A 12,928-nucleotide genomic window follows, 5' to 3' on the forward strand; every position below is an offset into this window, starting at 1 on the left:
AAGTTAACACATTATTAATTCCCCCATTACAGCGAGTTCTGCCGTGTCCGCAACTTTAGAAGAAATTCTCGCGCAAGGCTTACAAGAACTTGCGCACATTGAAGAGTTAAACCAGCTTGAACAAGTGCGAGTGCACTATTTAGGCAAAAAAGGCATATTTACTCTGCAAATGAAGGAATTAGGTACGCTTCCGCCAGAGCAAAGGAAAGCGTACGGTCAAATCATTAATGATGCTAAAGATAAATTTCAGCTTGAATTAGAAACAAAAAAAGCAGCATTAGAGCAAGCCGCATTGTCTGCGCGTTTAGCCAGTGAACGTATCGATGTGACCTTACCAGGACGCGGTCAAGCCACTGCAGGCCTGCACCCTGTTACGACGACGCTTAGACGCATTAATAAAATCTTTGCCAGCGCAGGTTTTAAAGTCGTTGAAGGCCCGGAAATCGAAGATGATTATCACAATTTTGAAGCATTAAATATCCCGGCTCACCATCCCGCGCGGGCTATGCATGATACGTTTTACTTCGACGCGCATACCGTATTAAGAACCCATACCTCACCTGTACAAATTCGCGTCATGGAGTCATCAACGCCTCCGCTAAAAGTGATAGCACCTGGCCGCGTATATCGCTGTGATTCTGATTTAACCCATACCCCAATGTTTCATCAGGTCGAAGGCTTTTTAGTCGATAACGATGTCAGCTTTGCTGATTTAAAAGGTATTGTCTACGATTTTCTACGCGCATTTTTTTGAAAAAGACATACAAGTCCGCTTCAGACCCTCTTACTTTCCCTTTACCGAACCTTCAGCAGAAGTAGATATAGAATGTGTCATGTGCAATGGTGAAGGTTGTCGCGTATGTGGATTTAGTGGTTGGCTAGAAGTCATGGGCTGCGGATTAATCCACCCTGAAGTCTTCAAATCAGTAGGCATTGATAGCGAGCTTTATAGCGGCTATGCTTTCGGCATGGGTGTTGAGCGATTAACGATGTTACGCTACGGCATTAATGACCTAAGACTGTTTTTTGAAAACGACTTAAAATTTTTACAGCAATTTAACTAAGCAGAGAACCAAAATTATGCAAATCAGCGAAGCTTGGTTACGCGAATATGTAAATCCGCCCATTAGCACGCAAGAATTAGTTGCGCAACTGACCATGGCAGGTTTAGAAATCGATGCAACAACACCTGCTGCTGCCGTATTTAATCACGTTGTCGTCGGCCAAGTACTTACAATAGAACAACATCCTGATGCTGACCGACTCAAAGTATGCCAAGTTGAAGTTGGCGCTGAACAGCCTTTGCAAATCGTTTGCGGTGCAACTAACGTCAGGCCAGGCTTGAAAATTCCAGCTGCACTTATTGGTGCAGAGCTACCTGGTGACTTTAAAATTAAACGCTCCAAGTTACGTGGCGTAGAGTCTATGGGCATGTTATGCTCGGCAAAAGAGCTCGGTTTAGCCCAAGACGCCCAAGGCTTGCTAGAACTACCCGAAACGGCGCCTGTAGGTATTGACATCAGAGAATACTTAGCGCTTAACGACACGCTTATCGAGCTTGATTTAACACCTAATCGCGCTGATTGTTTAAGCATGGAAGGTATTGCACGCGAGCTAGCCGTATTAAACCGCATGGCTTGGACGCCTACACAGTTCACAGCACATACAGCAACACACACAGAGGTTATCGCTGTAGACGTTGAAACGCCTGCTGCTTGCCCTCGTTATTTAGGGCGCTTAATCAAAAATGTTAACGCTAAAGCTGAAACGCCAATGTGGATGCAAGAACGTCTGCGTCGCTCTGGCTTAAGAAGCTTAGGCCCATTAATTGATGTAACCAACTATGTGTTAATTGAATTAGGCCAGCCTTTACACGCTTTTGATGCTGATAAATTACATCAAGGCATTTCTGTACGCAAAGCCCAGCCAGGCGAACAGCTTGCCTTATTAAATGGCCAAACTATTACTTTAGATAGTGACACCTTAGTCATCGCCGATCAACAGAAACCATTAGCATTAGCGGGCATTATGGGCGGTAATGACAGCGCAGTGAGTGATGAAACGTGCACTGTATTTTTAGAATGCGCATTTTTTTACCCCACAAGAAATTGCCGGGAAAGCACGGCGCTATGGTTTACACACAGATTCATCGCACCGCTTTGAGCGCGGCGTCGATCCAAGCTTACAAACTCGCGCTATCGAACGCGCCACCCAGCTAATCGTAGACATTGCTGGCGGTAGCGTAGGTTCGATAATCGAGCAAACCAGCGCAGCTCATTTGCCTGTACGTCCTACGATAAGTTTACGGAAAGCGCGTTTAGCCAAATTGCTAGGCGTTACCATTGACGATGCGTTAGTTGAAGACATTTTGCAACGTCTAGGCATGAAAGTAACAGCGAACGCAGGCAACTGGGACGTTACGGCGCCTGGCGCACGTTTTGATATTGCTATAGAAGCTGATTTAATTGAAGAAATTGCCCGAATTTACGGCTATAACCAATTACCAAAATCAGGCTCACTGATGCGTAGCGAATTACAATCCGCTACCGAATCAGTGTTAGAACTAAACCGGGTTGCCGACACCTTAGTTGACCGAGGCTATCAAGAAACGATTACCTATAGCTTTGTAGACGAGGCTATACAAAAAGCCATAGCCCCCGATGCTGAATTGATTCGCCTACAAAACCCAATATCTTCGGAACTGTCTATTATGCGCACCAGTTTATGGTGCGGATTATTAAAAGCAGCACTGTATAACTTAAATAGACAGCAAAACCGAGTGCGCTTGTTTGAAACAGGTTTACGTTTTGTCAAAGAAAATAACGTAACATTACAACAAAAATCCATAGCGGGACTTATTACGGGCAACACCTATCCAGAACAATGGGGGCTATCCAGTAAACCAGCAGATTTTTACGATATAAAAGCCGATGTACAGGCTTTATTCGCGTTAACAGGTGTTAACGTAAATTATCTAGCGGACACACACCCCGCTTTACATCCAGGGCAAACCGCTAAAATAACGAGTGCAACAGGCGAAACCATAGGCTACGTCGGTATGCTGCACCCTGTTTTAGAGAAGCAACTCGGTTTTGATAATCGAGTCTTTTTATTTGAATTAGACCAAACTCTATTATTGAATAAAAAAATCCCTAAATTTAAACCGCTATCTAAATTTCCATCGGTGCGCAGAGACTTAGCGCTTATCGTTAAAGAAACCATAAACGCAGAACAAATTGTTGCTTGTGTTCATGAAATCAATGAGCCTATATTACAAGACGTTGTAATATTTGACGTTTATAGAGGCAAAGGTGTCACAGAAGATTCAAAAAGTATAGCGTTAGGCTTGTTTTTACAAAATGACAACCAAACTCTGACGGATTCTGAAATTGATGCTATAGTAAATAGAGTGTTAGAAAATTTGACCAACAAAATTAGTGCAAAGCTGAGGGATTAATAAATGGCGTTAACAAAAGCTGATTTTGCCGAAAGTTTGTTCGAGGAATTAGGACTAAACAAACGCGAAGCTAAAGAGATTATTGAATTTATTTTTGAAGAAATAAAAACCTCTTTAGAACAAGGCCAACAAGTTAAAATTTCAGGATTTGGTAAATTTGAGTTAAGAGACAAAAGCAGCCGTCCTGGGCGTAATCCAAAAACGGGCGAGGAAATACCCATTACCGCAAGACGCGTGGTTACGTTCAGATCGGGCCAAAAACTAAAAGCGCGAGTAGAAGCTTATGCTGGAACCGAGCAACAACAATGAGTTACCGGTAATACCTGAAAAACGTTACTTCACTATCGGTGAAGTCAGTGACTTATGCGGTGTAAAGCCGCATGTGTTACGATACTGGGAGCAAGAATTCGCTGAGCTTAGCCCAGTTAAAAGGCGGGGTAACCGTCGTTATTACCAACGTCATGATGTTTTAATGATTCGTCAAATTCGATCATTATTATACGAACAAGGTTACACGATAGGTGGCGCAAGAGCTTATCTTGTACGTGACGAAGGCGGAGAAGACTCAACTCGCGCAAAAGAACTCATACAACACATGATTAGCGAATTAGAAGATATTCTTAATTTGCTAAAATAGTTATAATGCAATCCCTCAACGGATTTTAAATCCACATCAAAACCAATTCTTATATCGGGGCGTAGCGCAGCTTGGTAGCGCACTTGTCTGGGGGGCAAGTGGTCGCAGGTTCAAATCCTGTCGTCCCGACCAATTAAATCAATGACTTAGAAAATCATGTTTTTTGAAAAACCTCAAAATAGCGGTTTCGGGATAGCATCCGGGATAGCATTTGAAAGTTATTGCTGATTTTTAAGCGTTCCAAAACACCCGCACCCATTGCCGATATTCCAGGCACAAAAAAGCCGGTGTTACCCGGCCTTGTTTGCTCCATACCCCACCATCAAAAATATCAATTCATCATCGGTCATTTCGTCGATTGAACGCCCCGCTATGATTGCCTTGCACTGCTCATCTGTCCAAGGTGAAGGCATAAGGTCTGGGTTGGCTATCAATGCCAATAATTCATCATCGGGCATCTTGTCGGGCATCTTAGGGATGCGATGACTGGTCTCCAGCTTGGCTAATCGGGTTTTTATGTTCATTGGTTCGCCTCCAGGGCTTCAATTCTTTTTTCAAGGTCGCTACCTTCAATGACTTTGCCCACGGCCTGCAAGCACCAAGTCAGTTTGGTAGCGTCCTGAACATCTATGGTGCCGCTTCTGGCTTCACGGTACACCTTCGCCATTTCGCGCTTCACATCCTGCATGGTGTCCAGCTTGCAGCGGTATCGCTGGCCTTTCTGTGGGGGTAAGGTTTCGACCTCACCCGTTGCGCCATCTATCTCCACCGGGTATTTGTTGCTCATATTGTCACCAAGGGTTTGGGATCTTTCATCTGTTCAAATCCTGCATGTTTCAGTAGTTTTTAACCAGTCTAAGTGGGGACAGGTTACCGGACACCCGGACACTTCTATAGAAGTGTGTCCGTGTCCGTCCTGCTAATAACCCCGGACAACTTTTTAATTTGTCCGGTCTTGTCCGGTGTCCGTCCGCCCTCATTCGAAAATTCGCCAAACATAAGCGTCATATTCAACAGTAAAGCCCTGATTCAATAACCTGTCACGGCATCGCTTGAACGCTTTACGCTTTGCACCATCGGTGTTGGCATCCACGACAATCGCCTTATAAGCCAGCTCGCGCCAATGCTCGATAGGAACAATCTTTTGATGCTTGCCGACAAAGGAATCGAATCCGCCAAACTTGGCTTTTATCTCCGCTGTCGGTTCTACCCATGTGCCACAATAGCCTCACTAAGACTGGTTAAAATAGCATCATCACGCGCCGATAATTTGCGCTTTTTGGTATTGGTTTTGGCTTCTCCGCCATGCTCCAAATAAACGCTTGTCAGTGGTTCGCCATCATCGTCGCACCAATCCAAATCAATCGGCTTTAGATTGAATTGCAGTGGTTTGAAGGCTTCAAAGTCTTTAGCCTTATGACAGGTTAGGACAATCGCGCCGCCATCCTTGGTGGCGGAAAATTCGCCATCCATCGCCGCCCGTATGCTGGAACTGCCCCGGCTTCGGTCTTTTTGCCCATGCCCAGAATGATGAACAATCAAAGCCGCCGCCCCAAGCGGTTTAAGGTACAAGTCCACGTTATTAATAAACCGGCCTATGTCTTGGCTGCTGTTTTCATCGCCGTTCATGTTGCGGTGTAGGGTGTCGATAATCACTAGACCAGCATTCGGACAAGTGGCTTTGATGGTATCAGCTAACCAATTGATATTTTGAGCGTCCATAAAATCCGCCGGTCTTTTGCTGATAAACAGCCATTCGGGTACTGTCTGCTGATATTTGACTTCTAATGCCTTAAGCCTACGCGCCATGCCTGCGAAACCTTCACCGGCAATAATGACGACATCGGTTTTCTTAGTCCGGTAATCATTCCAATCCATACCAGCCGCCATGCAAAACGCCCAATCCAAAGCAAACAGCGATTTTCCCGCGCCCGGTTCACCGAACAACAAATTAAGGCTTCCCTGTTCGATGATGCTTTCAAGTAGCCAGTTGATTTTAATCGGCGTTGCTGTCAATTCTGAGGCTTTTATCAGTGGGAACAATGGCTTTGCCTGCCTTGGGTCGCTTTCGTTTTGTGGCGTGTTTTTGGCATGTTCCTGCATATAAAGCCGCTGGTTTTGCTTCGTGATTTCAGAATTCCAGTTAATCGCCTTGGAATAGTCGCCGTCGCACTCCAGCAAGCGCATACAGTCAAAGGCATCATGGGCAAATCCATCGTTCAGCACATCGCCGCCATGACTATAAACCCGCTCCACGCCGCCCGCACAATTTCGCATAATTACCGCGCCGGGTGCTTTAGATGAACTGCCGGCCTGATAAACCTATCCTTCCCGGTGGGCTTGTAACCATTGCGCATAAGTACATCCGACACACAACAAGACTGGTTAAACTCTTGGATAGGGTTACGCCAGTTCGGTAACTGTTCGCCTTGCTGCGGTGTGTGTGGTGCAATTTTGTGCGGTTCAGGTATGCCTAATGCAGAATCAAGGCAAGGCTTCCAGTCGTCCCAGTGTTGCAGCATATCCAGTAAAACCGCTGGCGCTTCGGGAATCGCGGCAGGATTACCAATTAACTGATATGCGCCGCCGTCTGGATGCTTGCCAATATCACATCTTGCAATTGCCACAACGTAATTCAAAGATAACAGCGCTGTTGTGTTTGAGTTGCCGCAAGCCTGCCCCCTCAAAGTCTTGAGGCAGTCTAAAAAGCAATTTGCCATGGTTCGGCTTTGGGCTTTTGACTTCAGCCCGCTGTTCGCTTTCTAGCCAGTCTAAAAGCTGTAAGTCAGTTACTTCTTCAAAGACACGCCGCGCCACTTCCACATTATCAAGGTCAAGTGCAATTGTGTTTGATGCACCATGATAAAGCCCAAAATTAAAGCCTTCACAGCTGATAAAATCCGCCGCGTTGTTGCTGTAGCCGTTTGGGTTTTCGTTGCTTCTTGGCTGATTCCAGCCTTTGCGAGCTGGATTTTTTGAGGGCTTGCCGTTATTGTCGGGTATAGGAACTAACGACAACCCCGCCGCGCATAATGCTGTAAGCTGTTGTTCCATTTTTAGCCCTCCAACAAAAGAACATAGCACGCCACTCGGTGCTTACCTTTGCCAGTATCATCGGTCGACCAATGGGTTACGATGTTATGGCCTTGCTCCCTTAATTCCTGAACACGCGCCGCTGGGTGCATTATGTCCAATTCTTGCCGCGCTTGTAGAGTTGTAAGTGGCGCATGGTTGAGCCAGTCAAGTATTTTGTGGCGTTGTGAATTGGTGTCGCTGGGGGTAAAATGGCATTGCTGTTTCCCGCCTGATCTGCTGCCCGGTTCCCGCCGGGCGGTGCCTAATCTGCCCATGATTAAGCCCCCATTTCTTCATGACGCGCCGACGCTTTATCAGCAAGCCATTGGTCAACTTCAGACTCAAGAAAGCCCATTGTGCGCGGTGATAATTGTATTTGTTTTGGGAATTTGCCCGCTTTTAGAAGGCTGTAGATTGTGGAACGGCTAAGGCCGGTCTTTTGGATTGTTACGGGTAAGCGGATTATTTTGTTTGATTTCGACATGACGTAGGACTCGTTAAAAGCTTTCGTGCCGTCGAATTTTGAACAAGCGGCAACGAAAGCAGATTAATAAAAATCGCTCTTTGTTGTCGCCATCACGTCAGTTTGAGCCCCGATTTAATGCGAGGTCGCGTGATTATTTGTCGGTGTCTTTGTTTCCGTGCTGAGCCTGTATTAACCTTGCGAGAGGGTAGACCAGTTTAAAACTGCTATCGTCGAAGGGGTTCGGGTCTTTGCTAGCTACTGTTGAAAAGTCTAGCACCGTTTTTTTATATGCGCAACCATTTTACAACATCTTGTGTCAAGTTTTTTTTAAAACGCTGCATTTAGTGCCTGGCATATCAGCCCGCCTTATTGTGCAGCAAGACCACGTTGGAACCGTCCATATTCACCAGCAAATTAAGCCTATCGCCTAATTTTTTCCATGCCTCTGCCTGTTCCGCTTTCAATTCTTGACGCTGATAGATCCGTTTAACCTTGTTTTCTTCGGTGTGATTCAAGCATTTTTCAATCACATCCGGGCTGATACCTAAATCGCCCATTAACGTGGCTCCTGTGCGCCTCAAATCGTGCGATGTCCATTTGCCGCCTGTCAGCACTAACGCTTGTGAATCTTTAGAACGCCCGCTGAGAATGGTTGCAGTTTGCCGCCCGCGTATCTGAATGCCGATTGATTTATCACAAACATGGCTGGAATTATCGCGATTCGGAAAAATCCAGGTATCGGTTTGCCGGGTGGTTGCCAGTCGCTTAAATTGCTCAAGTGCGAAGTCGGACAAATAAATCGTGTGCGCTTTGCCATTTTTGCTGTTGGATTCGGGAATAGTCCAGGTCTTCGCTTCAAAATTTACATCACACCATTGTGCTTTTGACAGCTCACCGATACGACACATTGTTGATAGTGCAATCCAGACGGCACACTCCGTTGATTGCATAAAATTAGCATCGGGCATTTGCCGCGCTAACGCCCTGATTTCAGTTTCAGATAAGGTTCTGTCACGCTCTGTCGGCGCAGTGGTTAGTCGAACCACGCTAAGGCTTGCGGTGGGGTCAAACTCAATAATGTCACGGTCAACGGCGAACCTGAACATTTGCCGCATTAGCTTTAGGATGTTTCGCGCACTATGAACAGCATCGCGTTGTTTCAGTAGGTCAATCACCTGTGTGATATGCCCTTTCCTGACATCCTCAACAAACAGGCCACCCAACACTGGCAACACGTCCTTTTCAAACATGCGGATGATTTCCTTAACGTCTTTGCGTTTGAGTAAATCGGTATCGCGCCAGCGAACAAACAAATCCCGCACTGTCACCCGCGCAGCCAGTTTGGTTATGGCTTCCTGTTCGGCAAGCTGTTGTTGTTTCGCCCGCTCTATTTTAAGTTTCGCCTCCAAGTTCGGGTCAATACCTTCTTTTAGCATTTGCGTGTAACTATCGCGCTCTGCCCGCGCCGCCGGTAAATTATCGGCTTTTAGAGTTAGCCATTTTTGCTTTCCTTCAAAGCGATAAAAGAACCGGAACGATATAGAGCCGCCTTGATTGACAGGTCTAACCCTAATGTACAGATTGCCGCCATCGGGGATAAGTTGCTCTTTTTCGGTTGGCTTCAGGTTCTTAAATTTCAGCGCTTTTATTCTATTGATAGCCATTTTTGAGTTTATTTGTTTTTTTGACAAGTGATAGGAATTAAAAAAATCAATGACTTAGCTTGATTTTTTAGGGATAGCATCCGGGATAGCATTTAAGCTGAATTTAAAAGAATCATATTGTACTTTGCTGGACGATAGCAAGCAATAATAGTCTGATTTTAAATGGATATTGTGAATAGTTAAAACTTCGTTGGATGGTAAAAAACGATACTTTACCGTTCTGGGGGGCAAGTGGTAGCAGGTTCAAATCCTGTCGTCCCGACCAATAAAATTAATAAGTTAGCTGCTTTTTTAAGTCTTGTTATTTTTGTAGTGTAGTAAATCTGTCACGGGTTGCGCCAATCGTCAGTTTCTATCTTGGCGTTTCTGGTTTTTTTCTGAAAAGCCTTACATAAGAGCAGGATTTCGCTTAATTTGTCAGGCAAACTAAGGATTTGCGTGGTTTTTGGTTTTTGTATCGGGGTTTTGCAGTTAATCATCGCACTCCTGTTGAGGTGTATAACATCCAAAAAAACCAAATTCATTGCCTATGCCATATTAAGATGCGATATAAGCAGTTAGTTAAAAGATTATTTTTTTTGCCACGATGATTTTCACCGTTTTATCAAAATCGCTTTCAAAACTGACATCTTGCACCACCCTGAACTTATCATATTCTTGGTGTGCCAAGCGTTCCGCAACCGCATGGCTAACTTTTCCGGCATCCTGCAAAATCTCATAGCCGTTAAACGCTAAAAAAGCATCTAGCTTTTCTACCCAATCCGCCATTTTCATAGGAATATTTCTGGAAGCTTGCAATTCGGCATAATCCAGATACATCACCACAATCCGCTCCAGCTCCTTAATTTCCTTCTCAATCAAGTAGTTTTTGGCAACCGATACGTCACTTTTTAAAACCTTGCCGTTGGGTGCGTTTTTCCATGTCTGTAAGCCCATATTCGGCTGTTCAGCATTAGCGCGGGCTTGGATGATTTCAGCGGCGGTTTTACCCGTGATTGCCCATTCCAACTTATTTTGTACGGTTTTATAAAAGGTCAGCGTTTGCGGATCATCTTTTGCATAATCCATGCTGCACTCTTTGTAAATGTCGGTGATTTTCTGATAAAACCGCCGCTCACTGGCGCGTATTTCCCGAATCCGTTCCAGTAACTCATCAAAATAATCCTTACCGAAACGCTTGCCTTGCTTGAGCCGTTCGTCATCCAGCACAAAGCCTTTGATGATAAATTCTTTCAGCGTTGCCGTTGCCCAAATCCTAAATTGCGTAGCGCGGTGGCTGTTGACGCGGTAGCCCACGGCGATAATGGCATCCAAATTGTAAAAGTTGGTGTTGTATTTTTTCCCGTCAGAGGCAGTTATTCGGAATTTCCTAATAACTGAAAATTCTTCCAGCTCGTTGGTTTTGAAAATATTTTGCAAATGCTCGTTGATAGTGGGGACGCTCACATCAAACAATTCCGCCATCTTTTTTTTTGGCTAAGCCAAAACGATTCTTCCTCATAGATAACATCTATCTTGACCTTGCCGTTAGCATCGGTGTAAAGCAGGATGTCATTGAATTCAAGCGTCATGATGATTTACCTTATTCAACCGTATTCCGTATGGCTTCTTCAATAATCAGATTGATTTTTGCCCTATTTTTTTCTATTTCTTGGTCAATGTGGCTTTGTGCGTCTATCTGGGCTTGAATTTTTTTGACTATCGTTTTTTGAATTTCAATATCAGGAATGGGCAAATAAAAATCATACAATTCGCTTGATGATATTTTTACCATTGTTTGATTTTTTCCTTTTGAGGCATATTTAAAATAAAGTCTGCCAAAAAAAGAATTAAACAATAATGCTAAATATTTTTTATCTAGGCGTGTTTCATCGAGTTGAATTTTTATATACAAATCAGGAAAAATGATGTCTTCGGATATTTCTTCCTCAACCACACTTGCTAATGCGACTAAATCAACGGTATTTCCTCTGCTAACAAAGAAATCGCCTTGTTGTATAAAACAATCATCAATATTCTTTTTGGTGACTTCTGTAAATTTTGACGGTGAAATTTTCAACGTACCATCAAAAGAAAAATGTTCCTGCCCAAGAATAGGAATCCCTTCGCCACCTTCAACAGAAAGCGGACTCCAGCCATTCTTGGTATCGATAATGAAATTTCCTAGTAAGTGAATACAATCAATATCCTTGTAAAGATAATTTTGTATGTGCTGCATCTTGTTCCAGCGAAAGCTATCTCGAAGATTATTGTTTCTAGGGGATATAGAACTTAATTTAACGTTTAATTTTGCTTCGCTATCTATTGAAGTAACATCAGAAAGCTGGATATTAAACTCCTCACTAAAAACCTGATTGAGAATATCTTTAGGTTTTAGCTTTGAGTTTTTTAAATTGGAAATTTTAGTTTCAAGCGGTGCTATTTTTTCTGTAACTGCGTTCTGGGTATCAAGCGAAATTTTTGGAATTAGTATTTTTAATAAATCCTCCTCTCTATATGCTGAAATACCTATGCCACGAAAAAATGTTTTGATCTAATAATGACTTTAATCCTTTCAGTTCTTAATAAGTACAGAACGAATTTTTAGAACGAWTTTTTAGACCATCCAGAATTTACTTTGAAAATATAAAAAGCATTTGAAAAAACATAAGTTGATATATCAAAATCAAAACTCAAGGCAGGTATTCTGGCTCCTTTAAGGCTAGAAATTAGGATGCAACTATTGTCAGCCTTATACTTTAACCGACCAGGATGATCCTCTTTGGTGACTATTTGAATAGCAATAATATCTCCAGAATCATTCAAATATTCTTTTCCAGTAGGTATTCCGTTGTACTCTACATCATCTTCGTACTCAAATATTGAATAAGAAGGCGTTAAGATGTTTTTTAGTGGAATCAATTTGTTGCACCTGCTTTGAAAAATATCCCAATTATTCTTATCAATTATGTTGTGATATTTGCAATCCAATCTTAAAAAGTAATCAGAATTCTGATTACTCATTTTAGATTTGTGATAATTCACTCCCACACAACCTCCTGTCTAATCGCATCCAAAATAGTTAGCTGGGTAATTTTACGAAGCAAAATGTCATCACTCTTATAACGCGAGAGCAGACCATTTTTGAAATGGCTGACTAAAACGGTGTCAGTACGCTCGGTGTAAATTTCTTTCAAGCTGTCGTTTTCGTAGTAGTTTGCCAATATGCTTTTTACTTCGGCTTTTTCAGTTTGTAACGATGCTATTTTTTCAGCATAGTTTTTAATGTCAGTAACCAGTTTTTCGATTTTCTTTTGCGTAGCCGCATTTTCCTTAATGCCGTTTTTCTCTTCTAATGCCGTTTTTTCTTGTTCGGCATCGGCTTGCTTGTCTTCAAAATGCTTGATGTCTTGGTCGTATTGGGTGATTACATTTTTGCAGTCAAGTTTTGCAGGAGCGTATTCAAGATCATAAAGATCATTAGGCATTGGATTTTCGCCCCGTTTAGTGCGTTTGTAGCCTACGTTTTCGGCTTCTGCCATAAAAATGGCATAGTCTATTTCACTGGTTTTTGCTACTTCCCCAAACACCCACCAGGCATTGTAAAAGCCAAAAACGGCGGTTTCATTTTCGTATTTTGAAAGTTTTGA

14 protein-coding genes, 1 tRNA gene and 2 pseudogenes are annotated in these 12,928 nt (G+C 43.3%); 5 read left to right on the forward strand and 12 right to left on the reverse strand.

The genetic code is table 11. The features are described 5' to 3' along the window. The first annotated feature begins 64 nt into the window (after positions 1-64). From pheS to VZ94_RS04135, 5 genes and pseudogenes are all read left to right on the forward strand, one after another. Positions 65-1,064: pseudogene (pheS, locus tag VZ94_RS04115) on the forward strand (phenylalanine--tRNA ligase subunit alpha). A 16-nt stretch (positions 1,065-1,080) separates the two neighbouring features. Next, positions 1,081-3,457 (forward strand): annotated as a pseudogene (gene pheT / locus VZ94_RS04120) (phenylalanine--tRNA ligase subunit beta). Positions 3,458-3,460: 3 nt separating this feature from the next. Then, positions 3,461-3,766, forward strand: coding sequence for an integration host factor subunit alpha (ihfA, locus tag VZ94_RS04125; protein ID WP_045778262.1), 306 nt, complete (start codon positions 3,461-3,463; stop codon positions 3,764-3,766). Further along, positions 3,741-4,094, forward strand: a complete 354-nt coding sequence (locus VZ94_RS04130) for a MerR family transcriptional regulator (protein ID WP_045778263.1) — start codon at positions 3,741-3,743, stop codon at positions 4,092-4,094. The genes ihfA and VZ94_RS04130 overlap by 26 nt, the downstream gene beginning before the upstream one ends. A gap of 55 nt (positions 4,095-4,149) precedes the next feature. Continuing rightward, positions 4,150-4,226: transfer RNA gene (locus VZ94_RS04135), tRNA-Pro, on the forward strand. A gap of 158 nt (positions 4,227-4,384) precedes the next feature. Here the strand turns inward: VZ94_RS04135 and VZ94_RS04140 are convergent. The 12 genes from VZ94_RS04140 to VZ94_RS26375 all read right to left on the reverse strand — a co-directional run. Then, positions 4,385-4,618 carry a hypothetical protein gene (locus VZ94_RS04140; protein ID WP_045778264.1) on the reverse strand — a complete coding sequence of 78 codons (234 nt, stop codon included), beginning with the start codon at positions 4,616-4,618 and terminating at the stop codon, positions 4,385-4,387. Further along, positions 4,615-4,881, reverse strand: coding sequence for a hypothetical protein (locus tag VZ94_RS04145; RefSeq protein WP_045778265.1), 267 nt, complete (start codon positions 4,879-4,881; stop codon positions 4,615-4,617). Before VZ94_RS04145 ends, VZ94_RS04140 begins: the two co-directional genes overlap by 4 nt. A gap of 419 nt (positions 4,882-5,300) precedes the next feature. Beyond that, positions 5,301-6,371 (reverse strand): AAA family ATPase, encoded by a 1,071-nt coding sequence (locus VZ94_RS04150; RefSeq protein ID WP_239649623.1) that lies wholly within the window; start codon positions 6,369-6,371, stop codon positions 5,301-5,303. Between the two features lie 2 nt (positions 6,372-6,373). Then, entirely contained in the window at positions 6,374-6,721 is a 348-nt protein-coding gene (locus VZ94_RS04155) for a hypothetical protein (RefSeq protein ID WP_131655464.1), read from the reverse strand. Next, a complete protein-coding gene (locus VZ94_RS04160) occupies positions 6,702-7,148 on the reverse strand; it encodes a bifunctional DNA primase/polymerase (protein WP_045778267.1) in 447 nt (148 codons plus the stop codon). Before VZ94_RS04160 ends, VZ94_RS04155 begins: the two co-directional genes overlap by 20 nt. Before the next feature lie 2 nt (positions 7,149-7,150). After that, the gene (locus VZ94_RS32660; protein ID WP_045778268.1) at positions 7,151-7,444 is read right to left on the reverse strand and encodes a helix-turn-helix domain-containing protein; all 294 of its coding nucleotides are present in this window, start codon (positions 7,442-7,444) and stop codon (positions 7,151-7,153) included. Between the two features lie 2 nt (positions 7,445-7,446). After that, a complete protein-coding gene (locus VZ94_RS04170) occupies positions 7,447-7,653 on the reverse strand; it encodes a helix-turn-helix transcriptional regulator (RefSeq protein WP_045778269.1) in 207 nt (68 codons plus the stop codon). Between the two features lie 338 nt (positions 7,654-7,991). Next, positions 7,992-9,299, reverse strand: coding sequence for a tyrosine-type recombinase/integrase (locus VZ94_RS04175; RefSeq protein ID WP_045778281.1), 1,308 nt, complete (start codon positions 9,297-9,299; stop codon positions 7,992-7,994). Between the two features lie 561 nt (positions 9,300-9,860). Beyond that, positions 9,861-10,763, reverse strand: coding sequence for a virulence RhuM family protein (locus VZ94_RS04185; RefSeq protein WP_239649624.1), 903 nt, complete (start codon positions 10,761-10,763; stop codon positions 9,861-9,863). Between the two features lie 118 nt (positions 10,764-10,881). Further along, complete coding sequence (locus VZ94_RS04190) at positions 10,882-11,517, reverse strand: restriction endonuclease subunit S (RefSeq protein WP_045778271.1); 636 nt, start codon at positions 11,515-11,517, stop codon at positions 10,882-10,884. Between the two features lie 365 nt (positions 11,518-11,882). After that, complete coding sequence (locus VZ94_RS04195; protein ID WP_157844844.1) at positions 11,883-12,200, reverse strand: hypothetical protein; 318 nt, start codon at positions 12,198-12,200, stop codon at positions 11,883-11,885. A gap of 119 nt (positions 12,201-12,319) precedes the next feature. Next, the coding region (locus tag VZ94_RS26375) for a hypothetical protein (RefSeq protein ID WP_045778273.1) at positions 12,320-12,928 on the reverse strand (609 nt) is incomplete at its 5' end.

It is taken from the genome of Methylocucumis oryzae (assembly GCF_000963695.1).
Lineage (GTDB): Bacteria > Pseudomonadota > Gammaproteobacteria > Methylococcales > Methylomonadaceae > Methylovulum > Methylovulum oryzae.

What these genes read in the sequence shown, in the direction of transcription:
- VZ94_RS04175 (WP_045778281.1), bottom strand. Translation starts at nt 9,299, where the DNA reads ATGGCTATCAATAGAATAAAAGCGCTGAAATTTAAGAACCTGAAGCCA.
- VZ94_RS04190 (WP_045778271.1), bottom strand. Translation starts at nt 11,517, where the DNA reads ATGCAGCACATACAAAATTATCTTTACAAGGATATTGATTGTATTCAC.
- VZ94_RS04185 (WP_239649624.1), bottom strand. Translation starts at nt 10,763, where the DNA reads ATGGCGGAATTGTTTGATGTGAGCGTCCCCACTATCAACGAGCATTTG.
- VZ94_RS04145 (WP_045778265.1), bottom strand. Translation starts at nt 4,881, where the DNA reads ATGAGCAACAAATACCCGGTGGAGATAGATGGCGCAACGGGTGAGGTC.
- VZ94_RS32660 (WP_045778268.1), bottom strand. Translation starts at nt 7,444, where the DNA reads ATGGGCAGATTAGGCACCGCCCGGCGGGAACCGGGCAGCAGATCAGGC.
- VZ94_RS04140 (WP_045778264.1), bottom strand. Translation starts at nt 4,618, where the DNA reads ATGAACATAAAAACCCGATTAGCCAAGCTGGAGACCAGTCATCGCATC.
- VZ94_RS04130 (WP_045778263.1), top strand. Translation starts at nt 3,741, where the DNA reads ATGCTGGAACCGAGCAACAACAATGAGTTACCGGTAATACCTGAAAAA.
- ihfA (WP_045778262.1), top strand. Translation starts at nt 3,461, where the DNA reads ATGGCGTTAACAAAAGCTGATTTTGCCGAAAGTTTGTTCGAGGAATTA.
- VZ94_RS04170 (WP_045778269.1), bottom strand. Translation starts at nt 7,653, where the DNA reads ATGTCGAAATCAAACAAAATAATCCGCTTACCCGTAACAATCCAAAAG.
- VZ94_RS04160 (WP_045778267.1), bottom strand. Translation starts at nt 7,148, where the DNA reads ATGGAACAACAGCTTACAGCATTATGCGCGGCGGGGTTGTCGTTAGTT.
- VZ94_RS04150 (WP_239649623.1), bottom strand. Translation starts at nt 6,371, where the DNA reads ATGCGAAATTGTGCGGGCGGCGTGGAGCGGGTTTATAGTCATGGCGGC.